Source organism: Bernardetia sp. (assembly GCF_020630935.1).
Lineage (GTDB): Bacteria > Bacteroidota > Bacteroidia > Cytophagales > Bernardetiaceae > Bernardetia.
This window is the reverse complement of record NZ_JAHDIG010000086.1, coordinates 1-16,428: the sequence shown is the minus strand read 5'-3', so window position 1 is coordinate 16,428 and position 16,428 is coordinate 1. Positions and strand designations below refer to the sequence as shown.

Below are 16,428 nucleotides of genomic sequence, written 5' to 3'. Positions count from 1 at the left end.
CTATTTTTAATCAGAAATACAAAATAACAATTTTGTGAAAACTAACTACTTAATTATAGCTCTCTTAGGTGGCTTTACACCTTCCAAAAAACAACCCCTACCAGGAGAAATGACACTCTGGAAGGGATATAAAATAGTAAACGTAATGATACAAGGCTATAAACTAGCTAATCCGAAAAAATATGGGACAAGATAAGGATAGAACCTTGCGCTAGAAAATCATTCTTAAAAAAGTTCTATGTATAGTCTAGTCCTTTCTCACTTCTTTTTTTACTAGCTTCTCAACTGTTAGTCCTTGTACTAAGATAGAAAATACCACAACTACATAAGTTACCGTAACAAATAAATCTCTACTCATATTTGGTTCTAAAGAAAGTGCAAGAGCTACCGAAATTCCTCCACGAAGTCCTCCCCACGTCAAAACCAAGATGGTATTTGGAATAAAATCTCTTTTTAGTTTCATAAATGAAATAGGCAATCCAACCGAAATCAGACGAGAAAGCAACGAAACTACAATCGCAATCGCACCAACCACCATATATTTTCCATCAAAAGACAAAATCAATACCTCCAAACCTATCAAGACAAACAAAACAGCATTCAAGACTTCATCTATGAGTTCCCAAAATTTATCCAAATAATCTCTAGTTAGGTCAGACATCGCAAACTCTCGTCCTCTAGCACTCATCACAAGCCCTGCCACCACAACAGCCAAAGGGCCTGAAGTATGTAGGTAAGAAGCAAGCGCATATCCTCCCATCACAATAGCGAGTGAAATTAGAACCTCCACTACATAATTATCAATAGAATACATCAATTTATAACACACCCAACCCAAAGCCAAACCAAAAATAACCCCTCCAATAGCTTCAACAGCAAATAATTTTACAATATCCCATACTCCCGTATTTTCTATGCCTTGACTTGCCATTTGAAAAAGTGTTAAGAAAACAACTACTGCTACACCATCATTGAAAAGAGACTCTCCTGCAATCTTAACTTCTAAATTTTTAGGAACTTTAGCACTCTTCAAGATAGATAAAACAGCAATAGGGTCTGTTGGAGAGATAAGCGAACCAAAAAGTAAACAGTAAATGTAGTCTGTACCCAATCCTAACCAACCTAGTATAAAATACATTGCTGTTCCGATAATGAAAGTAGATGCTGTAACGCCAATCGTAGCAAAAATCATAATAGGTGTTCGCTCTTTGGCAAGTGTGGGCGTATCTACATGCAATGCTCCAGCAAAAAGTAAAAAACTAAGCATTACTTCCATCAGTACTTTAGAAAAATCTACACTTTTTATTAACGACTGCGCTTGTTGAAAAAAACTTTCATTAAACTGACCTATTCCAACAATAACCATTGACATAACTAGCGCAATCAGCATCAGTCCAATAGTAGTAGGCAGTTTTAAATAGCGATGATTGATGTAAGCAAAAGCTGCCGAAAGAACAATAAGAACTGTAAAAGCGTGAAATAAATCCATAGAAAACTAATTTAAAGATATAGACTTTAGAATTGTGAATTGATAAATCAGCAAAGCTAAACAATCAGCGTAGCTAACGTAGAATATAAATAGCGAAGTACGACGAACAGAAAAAATGATAGACAAAAAGATGTTCGTATAAATACTTTTTAAATTGGCTATTGTTTATAAAACTGGAAATTAGCAATTTTAGGATAATGATGCCAATAAAAAACAAATAGATTCTTAGAAAAAACTATGAATATTCATTTTACATTAGATACAGTTACCTATTCAGCCGACTTGTCTAACCCATTAGATATTTCTATTCCTTTACAGGAAGGCTCTCAAAATCCAAATTGCTATTATGCAGAAAACCCAAGTTTCCAAACTATTCGCTTCGGAGAAACATTTGTGGGAAGTGTTGCAGAAGGTGGAGCGTGTAATTATCAAAAAGTAACTATTACACCACACGGAAACGGCACACACACAGAATGCTACGGACATCTCAATAATCAAGAAAAAAACCTTGTAACTATCCATCAATCTTTAAAAAAATTTTGGTTCGTAGCTCGCTTAATTAGTATCATACCCACAAAAATTACAGAGGAAGATTTGAATAATGAATCTTTTCAAGACTTAAAAGAAATTGCAGCAGCAGGAGATGAAGTAATTTTACAAAAAGATATAGAAGAAATATTCAACAGATTAGACAACGATTCTCTTTCTTTTGAAGCTCTTATCATCCGAACACTTCCTAATGATACTTCAAAAAAAGCAAAACAATATTCTGGCACAAACCCTCCTTATTTAGAACCTAGCATTGGAGCATTTCTAGCAAAAGAAAATATCAATCATTTGCTTTTAGATTTGCCTTCCGTCGATAGAGAATCAGATAAAGGAAAATTATCTGTTCACAAAGGCTTTTGGAATATTTTGGAAAAAGATGGAGCAAAAGATTTTTCTAAGGTCAGAAAAAGTGCTACCATTACAGAACTTGTTTTTGTAGATAATGCCATACAAGATGGAGTCTATTTGCTCAACCTTCAAATTCCGTCTTTAGAAATTGATGCAACACCTTCCAAACCTGTTTTATATAAAATGTTGTAGATTGTAGCTCATTCTTTAGAATTATGGAGTAATCAGCGTATCTAATGAGAAAAACACAATTCAAAATTTCGTAATTTTGTCATACTGTTAGACATTTTAAACCGTCGTTGAGGCTCAAATGCAGCCATCAACGAGGATAAAGTTTTATTATTCATTTTCAATTAAAAAAAATGCTCTCATCTCGCCAACTTTTCCTCAATCACGTTGCTCAAACTTCTCCTTTTCCACTAGCTTTAGAAGTACATCAAGCCAAAGGAATTTATATGTACGGAAGCAAAAATAAAAAGTGGATTGACGTAATTTCAGGAATTGGAGTGAGCAATGTAGGACATCGCCATCCAAAAGTAGTACGAGCCATTCAAAAACAGCTTCGAAAATATATGCACCTTATGGTCTATGGAGAATTTATCCAAACGCCACAAGTTCAGCTTGCTACGGCACTCTCAAAGACCTTCAAAACTACTTTAGGACAGGATTTTTTGGACGAAAATGAGAAAGTAGATGAAATAAATCACGCCAACGCTGTCTATTTCGTCAACTCAGGAAGTGAAGCTATTGAAGGTGCAATCAAACTAGCCAAACGATTTACAGGACGTACAGAACTTATCGGCTGCCACAACGCCTACCACGGTTCTACGCATGCAGCACTTTCTTTAGGAACAAGTGAACAGTGGAAACAACCATTTTTGCCATTACTACCTAATGTAAATCATATTTGTTTTGATAGTGAGGCGTGTCTTTCACAAATTACAGAAAAAACGGCTGCCGTAGTCATCGAAACTGTACAAGGAGAGGCAGGAATTAGAGTTCCTCAAAAAGAATACTTACAAGCATTGAGGAAAAAATGTACAGAAACAGGAACAATCTTGATTTGTGATGAAATTCAATGTGGCTTTGGAAGAACGGGTAAACTATGGGCTTTTGAGCATTTTGATATTATTCCAGATATTGTAGTGGCAGCCAAGGGAATGGGAGGAGGAATGCCGATTGGTGCGTTTATGGCTTCTCAAAAAATGATGTCGTGTCTTTCTGACAATCCGATTTTGGGGCATATTTCCACTTTTGGAGGACACCCTGTGAGTTGTGTGGCTTCTTTGGCAACACTTAAAGTTATTCAAGAGGAAAATTTGTTAGATAATATTCAAGAAAAACACGATTTATTTAGAAAATTATTGAATCCTGAAAAACATAAAGCCATAAAAGAGTTTCGTGGCATTGGTTTGATGCTGGCAGTAGAGTTTGAAAGTTTTGATTTCTTACAAAAAGTTATTGCTCACTGCTTAGAGCTTGGGTTACTTTCTGATTGGTTTTTATATTGTGATAATTCTATGCGAATTGCACCACCACTCATCATCACAAAAAAAGAAATTAAAAAGGCGTGTAAAATAATTTTGGAGGCAATTGAGCTTACAGAAAAGGAAAACTCATAGACACATAGAAAAAAGCAATGTAATAATTTACTTTCTCAAAATATCTTTCCCCACTTCACAAGAAAGACATTTCTTGACATTACAGTACTGACTATACAATTCTAGCAAGGCTTGGGATTGGGCTGCCGTTTTTATTTTGAAGTCAGCATTTTCTGTTTTTTCTAGTGGTTTGTAGAGTTTGATAATACTATTCTTTTCTGCTGAAAGTTCAGAAAGCCATTTTTTTGGGAAATCATCTTGTTGTTGCTTGTAAAGACTGTACGCCACACGAATCGGTACAACGACATTTATAATCAGATTTTGCTGTGCATCTTTTCCTAGCGTTTTGTTTTCTTTGATTGCTCCTTCTTTGTCTTCTGCATTTGTTTTTCCAAAGTGATAATGCGTTTTCCAATACGAAGGAATTTCTGTTTTGAAAAAACTATAAAATTCCTTTAGATTTTTTGCATTTAAAATAATTGAAAAAAGATGGTTTTGCTGCGATAAAAGCCCCACTACTTGTGCAATTCTGACGGTTGGAAAATTAGAGGGACGTAATCTCAAGAATTTCCATTGTGCTAGATTTACTTCCTTCTCTTGAAGTGAATATTTATGAGAAAGAAAACGAAATTCTCTTTGTAAAGCCTCAAAATAACCTACTTCTTCCTCTATTTTTTGTTCTAATTCCTCTTTACTTTTCTCATTGCTCTCTCTTTTATTCTCGGCATTTTTCAAATTATTAATTATCCATTGTCCATTTTCCATTGAAAGAAATCCAGCCATTCCATAAAAAAGAGCTTCTACTTGAAAAATTTGGTTAGCGTGTTTTTTGATGATTTTGAAAGGTAATTCTTTAGCAAGTTGAAGGAAAGGCGCATTATTTTTCTTGAAACCAAAATGTTCTAACAAAATTTGATAACTTGTTTCTTCCCAGTCGAAGCTATTTCGCTCTAAAAGAGAAAGGACGTGCTGTGATTTACGAATCAGACGCTCATCAAGGGTTCTTTGCATCATTTTTTCAAAGGATGAAATCAGATTTTTCTCCGACCAATAGCCTTGACAGGGAACTTTGTGTTCGTTTCTCAAAAACTCTTGATAACGCAGCCACAAACGCTCATCAATCCTATTTTCTACTACCAATACTGGAATTTTTGAACCATTTTTACTTATTACTTCTCTTGGATTCTTCCAAACAACGTGTAAAATCACATTTTCATAGGCTTCATTAGTGGCGTGCTGATGACTCTCCCAGTTAAATCCGTATGTATCAATTTCTATTGTTCCTTGCCATTTTATTCCTTCTATTTCTACAATAGCATCTTCAAAGTCTGCTCCTGCATCGTGATTGTGTGTGCCTGCTACAATTACTTGTAGCTTTTTTCCGTCTTGGGTTTGTAAGTTGGTTTTGTCAAAATACTGAAATTTCCAAATATAATGTAAAAACTGTTCGTTCATAGTGGCTTAAAATAGGATTTGAGTATTTTTAGCGTTCTAATTAAAAAATTCATCTTTGCAGATAAAACATTGACAGTAAAAAAGTTAATTTTGGTAGAATAAATCTAAAAATAAACTTCTATTTCATTCAACTTGCATACTTTTTGGCTCATTTGAAAAAAGCCCCTAAGGGTTTTTGAAACCCTTAGGGTCTAAAAAATAAATATATGAAATCATTAATTTTAAAGATAATAAAATATAATTTTTATAGAAGTATTGGTGTTGTTTTTTTATGTGTGTTTTTTTGTATTTCTTTTTCTGTGTTTGGGCAGCGTAAAAAAAATAAAGACAATCAAATCAAGCTAGAAGAATTTCGCCCTATCAACAAATCAAATGCTGTGTATTGTCCACAGATTACATTTCTCAATATTGAGAATTATCGCTACTATTACGACCCTCGCCAGCTTAAAATAATCAAGGATTTACAAAATCAAATCTTAAAAGGAGATGATAGCAAACTTTCAGAGCTAAAAAATGCACTAGATACGTACATTCGTTATTTTGGAGTAGATAATTTCAAAAAAGATTTGGATTTGATTTGGGCGTATGCACAAACAGCCGAAAAAATGGGTAATCAGCCTTTAGCTTTAGAACTGTATAGGCTTTTGCTCAAACATCATAGAGGTTCGAAGGTAAAAAGTCAATTAGCTTTTGATTCTTTGGCTACTCAAAGCGACAAACCAAGTTATGTTCCCTTAAAATACTATTATGAATTGATTGATAAATGGCAACTTGTCGATACACTGCGCCCACCCGACCAAATGGGAACAAGTATGGGAGAAGAAATCAATTCGCCCTATGAAGAATATGGACTAGCCATCGGACAAACAGATTCAATTATTTATTTTACTTCCAAACGCCTTTTAAAAGATACTGTTGGCGACCCTGTGCGAAAATATTTACCTGTTTCTTATGATGAAAATATTTATAAGTCGGTGCGTCTAGGAGAGTTTGGTTGGGATTATCCTTTGCCTTTGAAGGGTTTGAATACTCGTTACAATGAAGGCTCGCCTTGTATTAGTAGAGATGGGAAATATATGGCTTTTTCTCGCTGCGATGCGCCAGACGGCTTTGGAGATTGTGATTTGTATCTTGCTCGTTGGAATGAAGAAGCAGGAATATGGGATGAAGTTCATAATTTTGGAACATCAGTAAACTCCACTACGTGGGACTCCCACCCTAGTTTTTCTGTTACAGGAGATACACTTTTCTTTGCTTCAGATAGAAAGACAGGTTTTGGAGGAACAGACATTTATTTTACTGTTCGCCAAGGACGAAAACGTTGGTCGGAAGCTCAAAACATTGGTCCTATCATCAACACACAAGCCAACGAGTTAAGTCCATTTTTACACCCTAGCGACAATATTTTATATTTTAGCTCTAATGGACATCTATTTTCTTTTGGAAGTTATGATATTTTCAAAGCCTACAAAACAAGTCGTGATACGTGGTGTGAGCCTAAAAACCTTGGTCCTTTTGTCAATACAAAAAGTAGTGAATATTATTTTACTATTGATGCTGCTGCAAGACTTCTCTATTATGCACGAGCAGAGAAAGAAGTTCGTCTGATGCGAAATGAGCCAGTCGTTCAAGACCCTTACACCAATTCAGATTTGTATTCCTTTCCTCTGCCGATGGAAGCACAACCTAAAGCCATTGTTCGTTTTTCTGGAAAAGTAAAAGAGGAAAGCACTGGTGAAGTTTTTGGAGGTTTGGTCGTTATTTTTGATATAGAAGATAAGATACCGATTGCTCCAAAATATATAGACGAAGAAGGAAGTTTTGAGTTTGAACTCATTGATAAGAAAAAATATATGCTCATTGTGAGTGGAGAAAACTTTTTTCGTTTAGAAGAGCTTTTTGAAGTCAATGGTGATACATATAGAGAAGTAGAAGTGCAGGGTGTGAGACAAAAAATGGCTGCTTCACCAGCTTCACAAATAGAAACCATACAATTTAAGTCGATTGAGTTTCAAGCAAATAAAGCCAATATTTTACCTAAAATGGAAAATGATTTGCATTTACTTATCGATTTTATGGTAGAACACCCAGATTTCAACTTAGATATTTATGGACATACAGACACAGAAGGCAATGCAGAAGCTAACAAAGAACTTTCATTCAAACGAGCCGAAGCTATCAAAAATTATATTTTGTCGTATGGAAGGTTGGAAGCCGAACGTATAAAAGCTATTGGGTTTGGTTTTGAAAAGCCATTGGTTTTCCCAGAAATAACCGAAGAAGACCGACGAGTAAATCGTAGAGTAGAATTTAAACTTTTCAAAAAAGATATGATGCTTGCCAACCCCAATAAGAAAAATGAAAAAAGTGAGGAAGAATTAGAACAAGAACGTATGAATAATATTGAAAATGAAATCAAAGAGAATGAAAATGACGATTGGGATAATTAAGTGAATGAAAAATGTAGGAACAATGCATGCATTTATCCCTATCATTTACCTAAAACACAGAAAAATAAACCTCTAAGTTTCTTGATGAATCTTAGGGGTTATTTGTTTTCATGAATTCATTCCCCATTCAAAAGAATTATTCTTATTTTTGTAAAACAAGTTATTTTTCCTTCCTTCAAAAAACTATTTTATGATAAAAACTATCTTAGAAGCCGAATCGGGTTATCAATGGATAGACGTAATCAGTCCGAGTGATAAAGATTTAAGAGAACTCATACGCCAATACAAAATGCCTGCTGCTGCTGTCAAAGATTGTATGGCTTCTTTTCACATGCCAAAAGTAGAACCCATTGGCGAATGGACATATTTTATTGTAAGATATTATGACCTCTACTGTGAAGATGATGCTGATACCATTCAAGAAATCACAAATAAGGTAGCCATTTTTTCAAATGATAAATACATTCTTACCATCCATAGAACTGGACAGCCTACACTAGCGCAGCTTGCCAACGAATGGCGCAACGGTTCGCACACACGTTATGAAAGCACAGAACATTTTGCTTATAAACTCTTAGATATGCTTCTCAAAACGTATGATTTGGGGATGAACCAAGCTAGTGAAAGGTTAGATGCGTATGAAAAAGAAGTATTTAGAGAAATGAAAGACGGCTCTATCTTTGAAAGGCTCTACCAACTCAAAAGGCGTGGTTCGGTGTTTAAGCGAATGCTTTATCTTACAAAAGATTTACTGCAAAACTACATGCGAACTACAAAAGATTTCCCTTTGGCACATCACAATATTGAATTTGCAGATTCTTTGTATTATAGAGTAGATGAACTACACGAAAATGCAAACAACCTTATTAATCTTCGTTTGTCGCTTGCTTCACACCGAACCAACGAAATTATGGGAATCTTGACGATTTTTTCTGTTTTTTTCTTACCTCTGACCTTTATCGTAGGAGTGTATGGAATGAACTTTAAAGATATTCCAGAACTACAAGTAGATAATGGTTACGCTATTGTTTGGGGAGTTATGATCTCTATTGTGATAGGAACATATATTTGGTTTAAAAAGAAAGGTTGGATATAGAAACCTCGAATACTGCTGTTTTGTGGGGACACAGAACAGAAAACACATATAAAAAACTACAACTTATGGCAGCAGGCGATTGGAAAGAAATGCTAAATGCTTCACAGGAAGGTAATTTAGAACTTGTAAAATATCATATTAAAGCAGGAGTAAATCCAAACTATCAACATCCAGAGTTTCTGACAACTCCTTTGATAGAAAGCGTACAGTTCGGACATATAGAAATTGCAAAGTTTCTATTGGAAAACAATGCAGACCCAACTCTAAAAGCTGGCTTTAGCAACGATACAGCTTTAAGTGTAGCAAAAGAATACAAACGAAAAGAAATTATAACACTTCTCAAAAAATATTTATAATCTGTTGCTTTTACCCTCAACGACGCTTTCAAACTCGTTAACGGCTATAAGTATAACCATCGTTGAGACGTAAAATGCAGCCTTCAATGAGGATTATTACACTTTTTTCTTATTAAATTGATGTAATACGGCAGCAAAATCAGCAATTAAGGCAGGTTCTTGTTCTAGGCGTGTTCCCACAACAACAACATCTGCTCCAGCAGCATAAGCCGTATGAAGAGCTTCTGGCGTTCTGATTCCTCCTCCAATAATCAGAGGAATATTAATGCTTTGCTTTACGGTACGTATCATACGTGGAGAAATAGGCTTTGCTGCGCCACTTCCACCATCTAAATAGGCAAGTCGCATTCCCAAATACTCCCCTGCAAGTGCTGTATTGGCAGCAACTTCGGCTTTTTCATAGGGAATAGGCAAGGTCTGACTTACATAAGAAACAGTCGTCAAGTTATCACACAAAACAAGCATATATCCTGTCGGAATAACTTCCAAATCCATTCGGCGCAGTCTTGGAGCAGCAGCAACTTGTTGTCCTATCAAATATTCTGGATTGCGTCCTGAAATCAGAGAGAGTAAAAACAAACTATCTGCCTCTGGAGCAAGATGAAAATAATGCCCAGGAAAAAGCACTACAGGCAATTTTGCGTGCGATTTTATAAGTTGTACTGTTTTTGAAACCTCTCCTTCTGTGAGCAAACTTCCTCCCACCATAAAAAAAGAAATTCCATAATGAGCAGCTTGGGCAGCCAAAAGAGCTGTTCTTTTTGGGTCTATGTGGTCTGGGTCTATCAGCACAGCTAACATTTTTTGTCCTTTACGTGCTGCTTCCAAAATTTGGGGATATACATTCATATTTTTCAGTTGCCAGTTATTCTGATAGAAGAATTTTCTATAACTTATTTTTTCTACCAATAAATTAAATCATATTTATCCTTCTAAAAAAGTATTCACACAAAATTATTTTAGTTGATGCCTTTGCATTAAAACACTGAAAATCAACATATTAACAATTCGTAATTCGTAATTCGTAATTGTTCTATTAAGTATTTCTAATTCGTAATTCGTAATTCATTTGTGAATGTTGTAAGTTTATACAAAAATACATATTCATAACCGACTTCACAATTAATATGAAATTTAGCTTCAACAAAACAAAAGTGATTGCTACTGTGGGACCAGCCTCTTCAACAAGAGAACAACTTTTAGAACTGATGGTAGCAGGAGTAGATGTTTTTCGCCTCAACTTTTCACACGGAACACACGAAGACCACAAGAAAGTTTTAGATATTATTAGAGAACTCAATCATAAATTTGATGCAAATGTCTGTATTCTTCAAGACTTACAAGGACCTAAAATTCGTGTTGGCGAAATTGAAGGAGGCAAAATAGAACTAACAAAAGGAGAAAAAATCCGAATTACAACAGATAAAGGTGTAGTAGGAACAAAGGAAAGAATAAGTTGCACATACGAAGATTTTGTAAGGGATGTAAAGATAGGAGAGCCTATTTTGATGGATGATGGAAAACTAGAACTTGTGGTTTCAGACAAAGACCAAAATGATGTTATTGCAAAAGTAATTGTAGGAGGAACATTGCGTCCAAGAAAAGGGATTAATTTACCTAATACAAATGTTTCTGCTCCAAGTATGACAGAAAAAGACTTGAAAGATGTGATGTTTGGTATTGAAAATGAAGTAGAATGGATAGCTCTTTCATTTGTTCGTAATGCAAGTGATATGATTCGCTTAAAGGAAATTATTACAAAGCACGAGAGCAAAATGCGAACGATTGCTAAAATAGAACGTCCAGAAGCTGTTACCAACATAGATAGCATTATAGAAGAAGCTGATGCACTTATGGTAGCTCGTGGAGACTTAGGAGTTGAGATAAATGCTGAGGAAGTGCCTGTGGTACAGAAGAGAATTGTACACAAATGCAATGAAGCTGCCAAGCCTGTCATTATTGCTACTCAAATGATGGAGTCGATGATAGAAAACCCTCGCCCTACTCGTGCAGAAACTAATGATGTGGCTAATGCTGTGATGGATGGAGCAGATGCTTTGATGCTTAGTGGAGAAACGGCTGTTGGCAAATATCCAGTAGAAGTTATTAAAAGTATGGTCAAAACCATCAACTCTATTGAAGTCAATGTAGAATCTATTTATCATCAATATTATCCAATTCCAGCTTCTATGACAGATTACACAAGTAAAAGTGTAATTACGACAGCATGTCGTTTGGCTCAGAACGTTCACGCAAAGGCTGTTATTTCGATGACACAATCAGGTTATACAGCATTTCAATTAGCTAGTCATCGTCCAAAAGCAGGTATTTTTATCTTTACATCAAACAATAACTTACTCACAACACTAAATTTAGTTTGGGGAGTGCGTGGTTATTATTATGATAAATTCGTTTCTACCGACCAAACTTTTAAAGACACACAAGAAATTTTAGTAGAAAAAGGACATCTCCAAAAAGGCGACCTCTTTGTCAATACGGCAAGTATGCCGATAGATGAAAAACAGCGTACCAATGTTTTGAAACTTAGCAAGATGGACTAAAAAATAAAAATCAAGATTGGAAAGTAAAAAACACTACCTTTGCAGACCGAAAAGGTGGTGTTTTTCTTTTTTATAGAAAAATACTGAAAAGGGAATACGGTGAATATTCCGTAACTGTACCCGCAACTGTGAATTTGCCTTTAAATTTTTACTTGAACGACGGCTTTAGTCCTCGTTTACGGTTTATTTGAAATAAAAAATTGCATTCTACAATACCACTGCCTATAATAATTTTAGAATTCAGATTTAAGAATAAAATAATCTAAACTCTACAAATCAAAAATCTAAATTGGCTCTAGGTGGGAAGGTTAGCAATTTTCACAAATCAGTCAGGAGACCTGCCTTTTCTGTTATTGTACTTTTGGTTCGGGGATAAACTAAAGTCATTATTCAATTTTATTCTTTTATATATTTTATGTTTACTCGTATTAATGGTTTACGTCCAACTGCTTGGACTTTATTTTTGTATGTTCTTATTTCTACTTTTATTTTTTCTTCGTGTAGTAAAGATGATGAAGATTTAGTAGGAGAATATGCACAAGGTTATTTGGTAGTTAATGAAGGAGTTTTTGGGAAAAATAATGCCACAGTAGGTCATATTTCCAAAAATGAGATGGTTACTCAACAAATTTTTCAAACTGTAAATGGCGACAGTTTGGGAGATAATTTACAATCTGTTTCTATCTTGGGAGATGAGGCATATCTTTTAGTAAGTAATAGCAACAAAATTGAAGTGGTAAACCGTGGAACATTTGAAAGAAAAGCTACCATAACAGGAAATTTTGCAAATCCTCGTTATATGGCTTCTGTTGGAAATAACAGAGCTTACGTTAGTTCGTGGGGGAATTTTGGAAATATTGGCTCAGCCATTTTAGTTGTAGATACCAATACAGAGCAAGTTGTTAGTACGATTGATGCTGGTGCTGGTCCTGAAAATGTGGTTTATTCTCAAAGTGCAAACAAAGTATTTATTGCCAATACATTTGAAAGCAGTATTTCTGTATATGATGTTTCTAGCAATACATTAGAAGCAACTATCGATGTCTCTCCGAACAGTCCTAAAGATATGGTAACAGATAAAGATGGTAAAATATGGGTTACAGCTTCTGCTTTTGGTTCTTCAGAAGGAGCTTTGCACAAAATAAACCCTACTACTAATGCTATTGAAACTACCATCGAATTAAATGCAGGAAGTGAAAATATCGGACAGCAGTTAGCTATCAATCCAGCAAAAGATATTTTGTACTACAACTTTAGCAGTGGAGTTTATGCCTTGTCTATTACAGCTACTACTCAAGCAGCAAGTCCTCTTATTCAAAATGGAGCGTATGGAGTGAGTGTTGAGCCTTCAAATGGTGATATTTGGATAGGAATTGCTAATTTTTCTGCTCCGACAGGAAATGAAGTAATTAGATATGATAGTGAAGGAAACGCAAAAGGAACTTTTACTGCAAGTGCAGGACCTAATGAAGTAATTTTCCTTCCTTAATTTTTTTGTGTGTTCAATTCTTCATATTTGAGGAATTGAACGCACTTTTTTATTAGATGAAGTTGTTTAAGAATAGAAAAAGTACCTTTAATTAGATATAGAATGGGTTTTATCTTATTATTTCTCGTTCAAGTATTATGCTTGGACGCACTTTTTTGTCAGCATATGCTGACGAAAAAGTAAGCACAAGATGGAATCTTGCGCTAGAAAACCATTCTTAAACAAGTTCGATGTATAAAAACTACTAGAGTACTGGACATGAGATAAAAAGTTGTTGGTGTCGCTACGCTAAGAACACCAACGAACGGTATTTTTTCCCTGTTCTGTGGCTCACAGAAAAGCAAATATCTGTTCATGTCCAGTGCTCTAAAAAACTAGACCTATTTTTTGACTAAAGCCACAAACTTTTTACTTTGTGTTTGTATTTTTTAGCAACTAAAGTCTTTTCACTATCTATCAAGGAAAGCATCCTAACAAGGTTTATTGTAGAACAGATTTTGTTAGCAATTAGCTTTTCGTTCTTATACCACAGCATAAATGTAGTTCCTCTACTTGTATATAAATTAATTTTGTAGTCATCTTCTTTGTACGAAAAAAGAATATAATGAGCATCTAAAAGATGAGCAGGAATCTGTTTTTTATCAAGAATATTCAAAATATTTTTGACCACAACATAACGAGTATAATAAATTCCGATACTGGTAAAAAAAGTAAGCCCACCAAATATGATAACCATTCCTAGTAGCTCAGTTTTTTCTATATTTTGATACATTCCTAATCCTATTGAAAGAATCCCCACCACAAAACAAATCATGGGATACTTATTGATAATAGCGTAATTTAATATTTTAGTTTTCATTGATACTTTAAATTTAGCAATTACAAATTAACAAATAATTAATATTAAGTTAATATTAAACTTAGAGTAATACAAGTTATACCCTCAAATTGTTCTATAAATTCTATATTTTACAAGATTTATGCGCTATCTACTCGTTTATTTAGCACAAAATTTGCAATTTTGCAGACTCATTTTAATACAACTCATCCAACAACATATTTTCTATTTTTCTAGCTATGCTTGTTCAAAAACTTCAAAAAGAAATTCAAAACGCCTTTCAATCGCTTTTCAATCATTCATTGTCTTTAGAAGAAATTACGTTTCAACAAACACGCAAAGAGTTTGAAGGCAGTTATACGTTTGTAACTTTTCCATATAGCAGAATTTCTAAGAAGAAACCAGAAGAAACAGCTACACTCTTAGGAGAATTTTTGAAAGAAAATACAGCAGAAGTAAAAGATTTTAATGTTGTGAAAGGATTTCTCAATCTTGTTTTGGAACAGTCTGTTTGGGTAAAAACATTAGTCAATCTTACAGAAAAACCTAGTTGGGAAAGTATAGAGAAAAAAGATGAGAAAGTAATGGTAGAATATTCTTCTCCAAACACCAACAAGCCTTTGCACTTAGGACACCTTAGAAATAACTTTTTAGGGTATTCAGTTTCTGAAATTATGGCTGCCAATGGTAGCGAAGTGATGAAGGTAAACCTTGTCAATGACAGAGGTATTCATATCTGTAAGTCAATGCTTGCCTATAAAAAACATGGAGAAGGCAAAACACCTCAAGATTTAGGCATCAAGGGCGATAAATTGGTAGGAGATTATTATGTAAAATTCAATGATTTATTTAAAGCTGAAGTACAAGAACTTGTAGAAGCTGGGCAACCAAAAGAAAAAGCCGAGAAAGAAGCTCCAATTTTGAAAGAAGCACAACAAATGCTCTTGAAATGGGAACAAGGCGACAAAGAAACTACTGACCTTTGGGCAAAAATGAATGGCTGGGTATATGAAGGTTTTGATGCAACCTACAAGAGTATTGGAGTAGAGTTTGATAAATTCTATTACGAATCGAACACTTATCTTTTAGGAAAAGACATCATTGAAGAAGGCTTAGAAAAAGGCGTTTTCTTTAAAAAAGATGATGGCTCAGTTTGGATAGATTTGACAAAAGAGAAGCTAGACGAAAAACTTGTTTTACGTGGAGACGGAACTTCTGTTTATATTACTCAAGATATTGGAACGGCTGATTTGAAGTATAAAGATTTTCCAATGCAAAAATCGGTGTATGTAGTTGGGAATGAACAAGATTATCACTTTAAAGTTTTGTTTTCAATACTTAAAAAACTGGGCAGAAGTTATGCAGAAGGAATGTATCATCTTTCGTATGGAATGGTAGAACTCCCTGATGGAAAAATGAAGTCAAGAGAGGGAACTGTTGTAGATGCTGATGAGCTTGTAGCTGATATGGTAGAGATGGCAAGAGAAAGAACTGGCGAAGTAGGCAAAATTGATGATTTTACGGAAGAAGAAGCTGAAAACCTGTACAAAATGTTAGCGTTGGGAGCTTTGAAGTATTATCTTTTGAGAGTAGAGCCAAAGAAAAAAATGCTTTTTAACCCTGCTGATTCTATTGATTTTCAAGGAAATAGTGGTGTTTATTTGCAATATACGCACGCTAAAATTTGTGCTATTCTTCGCAAAGCAGATAAGGAAAATATTTCTTATTCTTCTAAGGCTTTTGAAAACTTAAAAGAACTAGCAAATACACAAGAAGAGTTGATTCATTTGCTTTCCGATTATCCAAATTATCTGAACGAAGCAGCTCAAAATTATGCTCCTTCAACGATTGCAAATTATATGTATGATGTAGCAAAATTATATAGTAAGCTCTACGCTGAAATTCCTATTTTTGCCGAGGAAAATGAAGCTAAAAAAGCCTTACTTATTGCAATTTCAAAAACAACAGCCCAAACGTTGAAACATGCTGGTAAACTTCTAGGAATAGAAATGCCAGAAAGAATGTAAACTTTAAAGTTGTTTAAGAATAGACAAATAACCGTCGTTGAGGCTCAAAATGCAGCCGTCAACGAGGATAAAATTCCCTAAACGATGGTTTAAAACCTCGTTTACGGTTGAATAAAACACATTTTTAAACAACTTTTTTGGTTTAAAAACAAAAGTGACCTATTTTAAG

At 34.6% G+C, this 16,428-nt stretch carries 13 protein-coding genes and 1 riboswitch; of the genes, 9 read left to right on the top strand and 4 right to left on the bottom strand.

Annotated elements, in window-relative coordinates; genetic code table 11:
- The first annotated feature begins 34 nt into the window (after positions 1-34).
- Positions 35-196, top strand: coding sequence for a hypothetical protein (locus QZ659_RS18120; RefSeq protein WP_291728039.1), 162 nt, complete (start codon positions 35-37; stop codon positions 194-196).
- A gap of 51 nt (positions 197-247) precedes the next feature.
- On the opposite strand, the gene QZ659_RS18115 is transcribed toward QZ659_RS18120, so the two are convergent.
- Positions 248-1,489 carry a cation:proton antiporter gene (locus QZ659_RS18115; RefSeq protein ID WP_291728036.1) on the bottom strand — a complete coding sequence of 414 codons (1,242 nt, stop codon included), beginning with the start codon at positions 1,487-1,489 and terminating at the stop codon, positions 248-250.
- Positions 1,490-1,726: 237 nt separating this feature from the next.
- On the opposite strand from QZ659_RS18115, the gene QZ659_RS18110 reads away from it, so the two are divergent.
- Both QZ659_RS18110 and QZ659_RS18105 read left to right on the top strand, forming a co-directional pair.
- Positions 1,727-2,578 (top strand): cyclase family protein, encoded by an 852-nt coding sequence (locus tag QZ659_RS18110; protein ID WP_291728034.1) that lies wholly within the window; start codon positions 1,727-1,729, stop codon positions 2,576-2,578.
- 170 nt (positions 2,579-2,748) lie between these two features.
- Entirely contained in the window at positions 2,749-4,008 is a 1,260-nt protein-coding gene (locus QZ659_RS18105; protein WP_291728033.1) for an aspartate aminotransferase family protein, read from the top strand.
- A 27-nt stretch (positions 4,009-4,035) separates the two neighbouring features.
- On the opposite strand, the gene QZ659_RS18100 is transcribed toward QZ659_RS18105, so the two are convergent.
- Positions 4,036-5,442: a DUF2851 family protein gene (locus QZ659_RS18100; protein ID WP_291728031.1), complete on the bottom strand. Its 1,407-nt coding sequence runs from the start codon at positions 5,440-5,442 to the stop codon at positions 4,036-4,038.
- Between the two features lie 206 nt (positions 5,443-5,648).
- Between QZ659_RS18100 and QZ659_RS18095 the strand changes: the two genes are divergently transcribed.
- The 3 genes from QZ659_RS18095 (at position 5,649) to QZ659_RS18085 (ending at position 9,344) form a co-directional block, all read left to right on the top strand.
- Positions 5,649-7,892, top strand: coding sequence for an OmpA family protein (locus tag QZ659_RS18095; protein WP_291728030.1), 2,244 nt, complete (start codon positions 5,649-5,651; stop codon positions 7,890-7,892).
- A 190-nt stretch (positions 7,893-8,082) separates the two neighbouring features.
- Positions 8,083-8,988 carry a CorA family divalent cation transporter gene (locus tag QZ659_RS18090; RefSeq protein ID WP_291728028.1) on the top strand — a complete coding sequence of 302 codons (906 nt, stop codon included), beginning with the start codon at positions 8,083-8,085 and terminating at the stop codon, positions 8,986-8,988.
- Positions 8,979-9,344: an ankyrin repeat domain-containing protein gene (locus QZ659_RS18085; protein WP_291728026.1), complete on the top strand. Its 366-nt coding sequence runs from the start codon at positions 8,979-8,981 to the stop codon at positions 9,342-9,344. The genes QZ659_RS18090 and QZ659_RS18085 overlap by 10 nt, the downstream gene beginning before the upstream one ends.
- A 96-nt stretch (positions 9,345-9,440) precedes the next feature.
- On the opposite strand, the gene QZ659_RS18080 is transcribed toward QZ659_RS18085, so the two are convergent.
- Positions 9,441-10,193 carry a geranylgeranylglyceryl/heptaprenylglyceryl phosphate synthase gene (locus tag QZ659_RS18080; RefSeq protein ID WP_291728024.1) on the bottom strand — a complete coding sequence of 251 codons (753 nt, stop codon included), beginning with the start codon at positions 10,191-10,193 and terminating at the stop codon, positions 9,441-9,443.
- Between the two features lie 278 nt (positions 10,194-10,471).
- On the opposite strand from QZ659_RS18080, the gene pyk reads away from it, so the two are divergent.
- Entirely contained in the window at positions 10,472-11,905 is a 1,434-nt protein-coding gene (gene pyk / locus QZ659_RS18075; protein ID WP_291728022.1) for a pyruvate kinase, read from the top strand.
- Between the two features lie 35 nt (positions 11,906-11,940).
- A riboswitch (cobalamin riboswitch) is annotated at positions 11,941-12,266 on the top strand.
- Between the two features lie 54 nt (positions 12,267-12,320).
- The gene (locus QZ659_RS18070) at positions 12,321-13,394 is read left to right on the top strand and encodes a DUF5074 domain-containing protein (protein WP_291728020.1); all 1,074 of its coding nucleotides are present in this window, start codon (positions 12,321-12,323) and stop codon (positions 13,392-13,394) included.
- 391 nt (positions 13,395-13,785) lie between these two features.
- Here QZ659_RS18070 and QZ659_RS18065 read toward each other — a convergent pair whose 3' ends face one another.
- Positions 13,786-14,253 carry a hypothetical protein gene (locus QZ659_RS18065; RefSeq protein ID WP_291728019.1) on the bottom strand — a complete coding sequence of 156 codons (468 nt, stop codon included), beginning with the start codon at positions 14,251-14,253 and terminating at the stop codon, positions 13,786-13,788.
- Positions 14,254-14,471: 218 nt separating this feature from the next.
- On the opposite strand from QZ659_RS18065, the gene argS reads away from it, so the two are divergent.
- Positions 14,472-16,259: an arginine--tRNA ligase gene (gene argS / locus QZ659_RS18060; RefSeq protein ID WP_291728017.1), complete on the top strand. Its 1,788-nt coding sequence runs from the start codon at positions 14,472-14,474 to the stop codon at positions 16,257-16,259.
- The last annotated feature ends 169 nt before the right edge of the window (positions 16,260-16,428 follow it).